The organism is Brevibacterium linens (genome assembly GCF_003999335.1).
GTDB lineage: Bacteria > Actinomycetota > Actinomycetes > Actinomycetales > Brevibacteriaceae > Brevibacterium > Brevibacterium linens.
In genome coordinates this window covers 516,214-523,268 of the sequence record NZ_CP026734.1, presented here as the reverse complement: position 1 = coordinate 523,268, position 7,055 = coordinate 516,214, and the positions used below count along the sequence as shown (strand labels likewise).

The window sequence follows — 7,055 nt, the reverse complement described above, 5'->3', positions numbered from 1 at the left end:
CGGGATCTACTTTTTCGTCATGACGAACACCGTGACGGAGCTTCCCGCGATGTCGATGTTCAGTTCGCTGCCGTCGGAACCCGCAGACGCGCTTGCCGTCGAAGTCTCGACCGCCCCACTGAACGGCACATCAGCCGGCAGCGGGTTCGCCGGCACCACCTGAGTCGCGTTCTTCACGTCGTTCGACTCCCCGAACACCTGCGAAGCTGACGACACACTGAACTCCGAAGGCACCGACAGCGTCACGGGATTCCCACCCACCGAGGCCGCATCGTTCGCGTTGATCACCGTCGTCACCAGAGTCTTGCCGTCGTCCTTGACCACGGTGTAGGCGCTCATGTTCCCGCCGCCAGACACCGAAGTCTTCGTAAACTCCCCGCCGAGGCTCGGCACCAACAGCCGCAGCCCCAACATATTCGGCCTCACCTGAAACGCGTTCGACCGGTCCCCGTGATCGGCCGGATCGCAGATGAGCGACATCGGCGCTCCCCCATTGCACGCCCCGAGCATCGAGTGCATGGCCATCCGCTCGACCCCGAGCGTCGCCGCATACAACGTGTAATCGGCTGCCCACAACGCTGACGCGTTCGTCAGTGACGTGTCGTTCGTGCCCGGGCAGCTCGTCGGCCCGGTCTCCTCGAGCCACAGCGGCAAATCCGCAGCGTCAGCCTTCGACTTGCCGATGCCGAGATTCTTCTTCGCCGCCTTCTTCGCCAAGGGATCGATGAGGTTCGCCGCCTGCGGCCCCCGCCCCGGAACCTGAGCCGAATCGCATTCGTAGAGCTGATACCAATGCTGCGAAATCGCCTTCTTATGCTTGACCCCGGAGCTGGCAAAAGCCTCCATCCATGCCCCGTCGTAGACATCGGGACCGATGATCGGCGCATCGGGCCGCTTTGCATGGATGGCCTTCGCATACGCCTCAAGCTGTTTGACGTACTTGTCCTTATTCCAGCCCTTGCCGCGCACGGCACCGCTGGGCACATCCTTGACGGTGTACCCGTTCGGTTCGTTGCCGATTGCCAGACCGACAAGAGAATCGCCGAGGATGTCGACCGCGTGCGCGGCCATGTCCGCTCCTCGTCCCGGATCGTAGGTACCTAAGGGGATGCCGATGGTGACGGACGAGCCGGTGATGTCGACGAGTTTCTTCAACCGCTTGAGGTCATCCGGGGTGATGGTGACCTTCTCGCCATGTTTCGCTTTCTCACCTTTTGACGTCCAGAACGTTCTTCGATCGAGGGCATTGCCGCCGAACCGCAGCGCCGGCGAACCGAGGGATTTCAGCTGCTCGTCGAGGTTGGACTGCGCCGGGTCGAGCCTGGGATCAGCGAGGTCGGTCGCTTCGAAAGAGACTCCGACATTGTCTGCCGTGAGACTCGGGCCCGTTCGGTCGGTGGTCGCCGAGACAACCGCGTCCTCACCGGACACGTCGCCGGCAAAAGTCTGCTCGAACTCGGTCGGAGTGGGGCTCGGTTTCGGGGACTGGCTCGAGGACGACGTACCGTCCGAATCAGACCACGAACACCCCGACAGAACGAGGGCGAGCGCCACGACGCCACCTTGAATACTCCGCCTGATGCCCACGACAATAACTCTGCCCTGTCTCCGCAGAATCAACAACTTCCACAGTCGCACTGAGAAACCACGGAGACCGAGACACCACCCGCCCAGCCCACCAATACACAGAGGTTGTCCGAATCCCCACCTGCCGAGGCGGCCGCCTCCAGACCATGGCATCGTAGTGGTGGAGATCACGCCACCTGAGCCCACCCGAGGAGAGGAACCGCCATGCCCGAAAGCATCGCCAGGCCCGCTCTCACCCCGGTTCGCGGGGCGCTTGGCCTCTCGGTGGCGATGGGCATGGGCCGGTTCTTCTACACTCCGGCACTGCCGCTCATGGTCGCGGCCCTGTACTGGAGTTCGGCTCCCGGCGCATGGATCGCGACGCTGAACTACGTCGGCTACTTCATCGGCACCCTCGTCATCGCTCAAGGTTGGGTCGAACCCAATCGCTTCGTCTACCGGCTCAGCCTCATCGTCTCCACGGTGGGTCTCGCCGCGGTCGCTCTGACCCCGAACCTCATCTGGCAGGGCGGCATCCGCACCATCGCCGGCATCGCCTCGGGGCTGATCTTCGTCTGCGTGACCCAACGGATTCCCGCGAACTCCCGAAAACCGCGCGACGGCGGCATCTCCTACGGCGGAGTCGGCTTCGGCATCCTCGTCTCCGGAGCCATCGTGCTCGCCGCCGGCAGCATCGCCGATTGGCGCCAGCTGTGGCTCATCTGCGCGGCCGTGTCCGCGGTCTTCTCCATCATCGCCTGGACATGGCCGATCCCGGCCCGAATCCGACCGCACACCACCCCAGCCGAGGCGGCTGAACCGACCACCACCGACGAATTCACCGATACGCCCACTCCCTTCGAGGCCAACCGTCGCCGAGCCATGGCCCTCCTCTCCACCGGCTACTTCTTCCAAGGCGGCGGCTACATCATCATCGGCACCTACCTCGTCGTGCTCGCCGGTCCCGTCTTCGGAGCGACGGCGGCCGCCTCGACGTGGCTCATCGCCGGGATCGCCACGGCAGCGTCTCCCCTGACGTGGTCGGCCGTCGCGGCCCGCATCGGCACGGTCAAGGCGTTGACGCTCTGCTACTGCCTCCAGGTCTTCGGCGCCCTGCTCGCGGTCTTCGGCTCCACTCCGTTCGTGCTGATCATCGCCGCTGCCCTCTTCGGCTTCACCTTCATAGGGGTGGTCATGATGACGATCGGCATCGGCACACAGATGGGTGTCACGAACGCCTCGGCGAAGCTGACGTCCTGGTACAGCATCGGTCAGATCGTGGGACCGGCCATCGTCGCGGCGGCCCTGAGCGAGCACATCGCCGCCGCGTTCATCGCCTCGGCGATCGCTCTGGCCATCGCCATGGCGCTGACCTTGGTCGGCGTCCTCGCCGGCAACGTCGACCGGTGATGCGACCCACCGCAGGACGCCGCCATCGCCTCACCAGCCCGCACCGAGGTGGCACTGAAGCGACTCCCCGTGTCAGACTACATAGGCGATTGTTGTTTCAATGATCACACCGACCATGACAGCCTCCCCGTGGGGCGCGGAGGAACCGAAGGAGCGACCCCTTGACAGAAGCGCCTGGGATCACAGGTCATTGGGACATCGATCCCGCCCATTCTCGACTGGGATTCTCGACTCGCCACGCGATGGTCTCGCGTGTGCGCGGAGCATTCAATGAGGTGTCCGGCTCAGCCGACATCGCCGAGGACCTCTCGGACTCGACGGCCACGGTCATCATCAAGACCGCGAGCATCGACACCCGCAGCGAGGACCGGGACAACCACCTGCGCTCGGCGGACTTCTTCGACGTCGAGACCTACCCGGAGATCCGGTTCAACTCCTCGGCCATCGACGAGGTGGACGAAGGCTCCTTCATCGTCACCGGTGAGCTGACGATCCGTAACATGACGAAGACCGTCTCGGTCCCGCTCGAGCTCATCGGCGTCGACACCGACCCCTTCGGAAACTTGCGCGCCGGCCTCGAGGGCTCCCGCCGCATCGACCGCAAGGACTGGGGCGTGACCTGGAATACGAAGCTCGATTCCGGTGGCGTGCTCGTCAGTGACAAGATCACGCTCGAATTCGAGCTCTCCTTGATCAAGAACGTCGCCGAGGAGGCCCCCACCGAATCCGCGGACACCACCGCCCAGGACGAGGCCCCCACCGAGGCACCGGAAGCTGAGAACCAGGACCGTGCCGAGGCTTCTCCTGCGCCCAAGCAGGAACCCGTCACCGAGGCGGCTCCCGCCCGGCAGGAGTTCCCGCCGGCTCCCCCGGTGAAGCCGGTCCAGAAGCCGACCGACCAGGCCCCGGCAGCACCGTCTGTCGAGGCACCTCAGCCGCAGTCGTCCGGCAAGCCGCTGGGCAAACTCTTCGGCCTCCGCTGACTTCAGCGAACCTTCACAGCAGTCCTCACCGCGGGTGGGATCGGTACAACAGCCGATCCCACCCGCGGTTTTTTGCGTAATCGCTAGGCGGCACACTTACCTAGCCATCGCGTCGGCAACACGCGTAGGATAAACAGCTATCTAGCTGTATCGGGGAGAACATCGGGGTTCGAAGCCACTCACGGAACCCGTCACATTCACCCTGACGAATAGCCGCGAGCGATAGAGGTAGCAGCGTATGAGTGCCGATGAAGCAGACGATTCCCAACCAATCACTGTCGACGCCACGCAGCTGCGACGAGTCTCAGCGGGCTCCCTCATCGGCACGGCGATCGAGTGGTACGACTATTTCGTCTACGGCCTCATCGCAGCCCTGGTCTTCAACGAACTCTTCTTCCCCACCTTCGATCCCACTGTGGGCACCATCGTGGCATTCTTGTCCTTTGCCATCGGCTTCGTGGCCCGCCCTGCCGGATCCATCATCTTCGGCCACCTCGGCGACAAGATCGGTCGTAGGAACACTCTCATCGCCACCGTCGTCGTTATGGGCATCAGCTCGGGCGCAATCGGTCTGCTGCCGACCTACAACACAATCGGAGTGTGGGCCCCGATCCTCCTAGTCGTGTTGCGCATCATCGAAGGACTGTCTGTCGGCGGGGAATGGGGCGGCGCCGTGCTCATGGTCGTCGAACACGCCCCACCGGAGAAACGCGCGTTCTACGGCGCCATGCCGCAATATGGGTCTCCGATCGGTAATCTCGGGTCTAGCGGTGTCGTCGCTTTGGTCACTCTGCTTCCTCACGACCAGTTCGTCGCATGGGGATGGCGCATTCCGTTCCTCATCTCCTTCCTTCTCATGGGCATTGCGCTCTACATCAGATTCAAGGTCGACGAATCTCCGGAATTCGCGAAGATCGTCCATGAGGATCGCACAGTCAAGGTGCCCCTCTTCCACGTACTGCGAACCAGCTGGCGGCGCGTGCTCATCGGCGTGTGTGCCAGCCTGGTCGGAAGCGCACCCTTCTACCTGCTGACAACTTTCATCGTCAACTTCGGCACGGAGACTCTGCATCTGGCAGCCAGCATCCTCCTGACAGGAACGATGCTCGGAGCCGTACTCGAAGGCATCGCCATCTACTTTGGCGGCAGGCTCGGAGACAAGTTCACCCCATGGAAGACCGTGGGAGTCACGGCACTGGTTTCCGTCGTCCTCGCTTTCCCGCTCATGGCACTTGTCGGCACAGCCTCACCTCCACTGGTCATCATCGGCATCAGCGTCGGGATTGGACTACTCGGCCTCCCCTACGGTGCTCTGGGCTCGATGATGGCGAATATGTTCCCCGGCCGTTCCCGCTACACCGCCGTTGCCGTCTCGTACAACGTTTCGGGCGCAATCGGCGGCTTCGCTCCCTCGATCGCCCTTGCCTCGCTGACTGTATTCAATGGCACGATCTGGGCTACCGCCACGTTGCTGGCGCTGAGCATGCTGATCACGGCAGCTGGCGGCATCTTCGCCGGTCGCTCCGCTCGCAACGACGCGACCGCACCCTGAACTGTGTCAATCAGTCGGGAGTAGGGACTCTGACCGCCGTAACTCATCAGAGCCTCACAGCACGTCGCACGCCTCTGATCGAGTTTGCTCATGAGCTCCCCAGACATTCGGCATCGATCAACGTGAATGCCGACAAATATTGCGATGAACTGCGCGTCCTTTCACCGTCGAATATGGAATCAACGCATCAAGAACGTCACCGCGGCAGCTCACGTCCGGCGTGAGTTCCCGCCGGCTCCCCCGGTGAAGCCGGTCCAAAAGCCAGATGAGCAGTCCCCGGCAACACCATCTTCCGAGCGGTCCGAGCCACAGTCGTCGGGCAAGCCGTTGGGCAACTCTTCGACCTCCGCTGACTTCAACAAACCTTCACAGCAACACTCACCCGCGAATGGGATCGCCACATCAGCCAATCCCACCCACAGTCTCATATTGAAAGAACAGGTGGATCACAGATTGAGAGCGGAGGGGCAACCATGACTCACAACCGACCTGGCACAGAAATCTAGCGATCAAAAACGGACTTATCTAACCATCGCCCCGTCTCGGACAACACAAAACCTCGCCACCTGTAATAATTCGCTGCGCTTACACTCCACAAACTCGCACCGAGAGAATCCAACAGGCCTCGATTGGAACTCGATTCCGAAATCAATTTTCGCAAATATCTAGCATAGTCCGAACCGTCAACTGCCGGATGAACCATCTTAGGCTGGTCAAAGTTCTCAAAGACGTCAGGATATAGCCACTTAACCCCCCACCGAAAATGACTAAACATATCAGAAAAAACATCCTGCAAATTTAGAGTACTAAATCCACCCTCAATCGCAGTCGTCGCAGTAACCGCTTCGTCATTAGGATAAAGACCTTGATTGCCACTTCGAAAGCTCATAGACATCTCAACACGCTGATCTCGAATCATTCCAACCAACTCTCGACTAACACGAGTGAGAGGAAAAAATACACTATGCACTTCAGCATGGCCTAATTCAGCCATAGACTTAAACCATGGCCATGTGGAGCTCCTAAGCCTTAGCGAAGATCCAATCAGGTCAGCATCATTATCGCCGACCCCGCTCAATAGGAAATCAAACTTGAAGTTAGCAGCAACGTCGGGTTCGATAAGCCAAATAAAATCGAAATCGACCGCCTCACTCACTGCCAGATAACAATAATCACCACAACGCCACCCGACATCCGCACCTGGGCTAAAAAGGTAGTTTCGGTCCATGAAGCTCTCATTCATGGCAATCACATTATAATCACTATTCCATGAATACTGCTTATCCGAAGTCTCGTCGGCAACAATGAAGATGTTCTCAGCCGAAAATGCTTCACGAACCCAGCTATACATTCGGTCCACCGACGGACCAGGCCGGTGTGAACGGATGGCAACTACACTACGAGAAGGATTCTCAACGAGATCGGAACTACGATCTACCTGGTGCTGCAAGACAGAACTTCCTCTACATTATCAATCAATTCCTGATGCGAACCATTGCGTAATAGTTCAATTATATCACGGCTACTATAATACACTCTCATCC

5 protein-coding genes are annotated in these 7,055 nt (G+C 60.4%); 3 read left to right on the top strand and 2 right to left on the bottom strand.

What is annotated here, in order from left to right; genetic code table 11:
* Window positions 1–6: 6 nt before the first annotated feature.
* Window positions 7–1,554, bottom strand: a complete 1,548-nt coding sequence (locus CXR29_RS02165) for a hypothetical protein (protein WP_127363759.1) — start codon at window positions 1,552–1,554, stop codon at window positions 7–9.
* A gap of 237 nt (window positions 1,555–1,791) precedes the next feature.
* On the opposite strand from CXR29_RS02165, the gene CXR29_RS02160 reads away from it, so the two are divergent.
* The 3 genes from CXR29_RS02160 to CXR29_RS02150 all read left to right on the top strand — a co-directional run bounded on the left by CXR29_RS02160 (window position 1,792) and on the right by CXR29_RS02150 (window position 5,511).
* On the top strand, window positions 1,792–2,976 hold the full coding sequence (locus tag CXR29_RS02160) for a YbfB/YjiJ family MFS transporter (protein ID WP_127363758.1): 1,185 nt from the start codon (window positions 1,792–1,794) through the stop codon (window positions 2,974–2,976).
* Window positions 2,977–3,137: 161 nt separating this feature from the next.
* On the top strand, window positions 3,138–3,959 hold the full coding sequence (locus tag CXR29_RS02155) for a YceI family protein (RefSeq protein WP_127363757.1): 822 nt from the start codon (window positions 3,138–3,140) through the stop codon (window positions 3,957–3,959).
* A gap of 238 nt (window positions 3,960–4,197) precedes the next feature.
* Entirely contained in the window at window positions 4,198–5,511 is a 1,314-nt protein-coding gene (locus CXR29_RS02150; protein ID WP_127363756.1) for an MFS transporter, read from the top strand.
* Between the two features lie 502 nt (window positions 5,512–6,013).
* Here CXR29_RS02150 and CXR29_RS02145 read toward each other — a convergent pair.
* On the bottom strand, window positions 6,014–6,862 hold the full coding sequence (locus CXR29_RS02145) for a hypothetical protein (RefSeq protein ID WP_127363755.1): 849 nt from the start codon (window positions 6,860–6,862) through the stop codon (window positions 6,014–6,016).
* Between the last annotated feature and the right edge of the window lie 193 nt (window positions 6,863–7,055).